Annotated in this window: 2 protein-coding genes; both read left to right on the forward strand. The window is 66.3% G+C overall.

Going from position 1 to position 1,457, the window contains the following annotated elements:
- Positions 1-545: 545 nt before the first annotated feature.
- The gene (locus H3O04_RS35310; RefSeq protein ID WP_202589511.1) at positions 546-980 is read left to right on the forward strand and encodes a CHRD domain-containing protein; all 435 of its coding nucleotides are present in this window, start codon (positions 546-548) and stop codon (positions 978-980) included.
- Between the two features lie 89 nt (positions 981-1,069).
- A partial coding sequence (locus H3O04_RS35315) for an alpha/beta hydrolase (protein WP_202589512.1) occupies positions 1,070-1,457 on the forward strand: 388 nt, incomplete at its 3' end.

Below are 1,457 nucleotides of genomic sequence, written 5' to 3' on the forward strand. Positions count from 1 at the left end.
CCCGCCAGCAGCGGGCGGACACGGACGGGGCGGGTCGGGCAGGGCATCGGGGGACGGGCCGGCACGGTTCACTTTCCAGTCACGACAACACGCGAACATTTTCCTGCGCAGGAAAACACGTGTCGACCCGGCTTGGCGCAATAACGTATTACACGTATCGCGACAACATGGGGGGACGCTGTCTCGTCCTGGTGACTGGCGGGACGCGCGTCGGTCGCGACGTGTGCGCGAAGAGAAACGCTTCGTGCTGCTTGGTAATGGATGGAGCGGAAAAGCGGAATCCGCGTGCGGCATGCCGCGTGTCGTTCGGGACACGCAAAAAAAACGCGGCCGGGGCGGCCGCGTGAATACTCGCAGACTCCTTCGGACGAAGGAAACAAGCAACTGTGAAACGAAGTGTAGCGAAAGGCCGCGCACGGATTCAGAGGCCATGCTGCAAAGGTCTCTTCCAGGTTCCGGCAGTCTGCCGGAGCGGGCGCCGATCGACTACCATCAGGGGTGACGCCGCCGCTCGCGCGGCGTACCACGTCGTACAAGGAGAATCCATGCTCAAGCTGCGTTTGCTCCAGGTCGCGTTATTGGCGGGCGTGCTGGCCGCCGGCAGCGCCGCCGCCGAAACGGTGCGCCTGTCCGCCAGTCTGCAGCCGTCGAGCGAAGTGCCGCCGACGGCGACCAAGGGCTCGGGCACCGTCGCCGCCACCTACGACACGGCCACCCACATGCTGCAGTGGACGGTCACTTACGAACACCTCTCGGGCCCGGCCACCGCCGCGCATTTCCACGGGCCCGCGCCGGTCGGCCAGAACGCTGGCGTGCAGGTGCCGATTCCGAAGGACGAACTGACGAGCCCGATCAAGGGTTCGAAGGCGCTCACCGACGAGCAGGTCACCGACCTGATGGGCGGCAAGTGGTACTTCAACATTCATACGAAGGAACACCCGTCCGGCGAGATCCGCGGCCAGGTGATGCCGGCGAACTGAGCGCCGGCGTTTGATGTAGAGGCACCTGTCGAGCGACGCGGGAACGTTTGAACGTACCATCGTCACACTGTGATGACGGAGTGCGTCCGATGAGTTGGCAAAGCAAGTTCGCCTGCTGGCTGCTGCGCTGGCAGTTTCGTCCGGAGACCACGCGCGAGGTGCTCGACCCCGCGCGTGCCCGGCGCTTTACCGACCTGCGGATGTTCGTGCCGCGCCGCCCGCCGTCGGGCTACCGGCTGCGGCAGTGCTATGGCGCTGGCGATGCGCCGCTGCGCGGCGAATGGCTCGAACGCACCGATGCGGCCGCGGGGCGCGGGCCGGGCCGCACGCTGCTGTATTTCCACGGCGGCGGTTACTACTTCTGTTCGACGAAAACCCATCGGCCGCTGGTGTTCGGGCTGACGAAGCGCGCGGGCGTGCGTTCGTTCTCGCTCGACTACCGGCTCGCGCCCGAAAACCGCTTCCCGGCCGCGCTCG

This window comes from Burkholderia sp. KCJ3K979 (assembly GCF_016759955.1).
GTDB lineage: Bacteria > Pseudomonadota > Gammaproteobacteria > Burkholderiales > Burkholderiaceae > Burkholderia > Burkholderia orbicola.

What these genes read in the sequence shown, in the direction of transcription:
- H3O04_RS35310 (WP_202589511.1), top strand. Translation starts at nt 546, where the DNA reads ATGCTCAAGCTGCGTTTGCTCCAGGTCGCGTTATTGGCGGGCGTGCTG.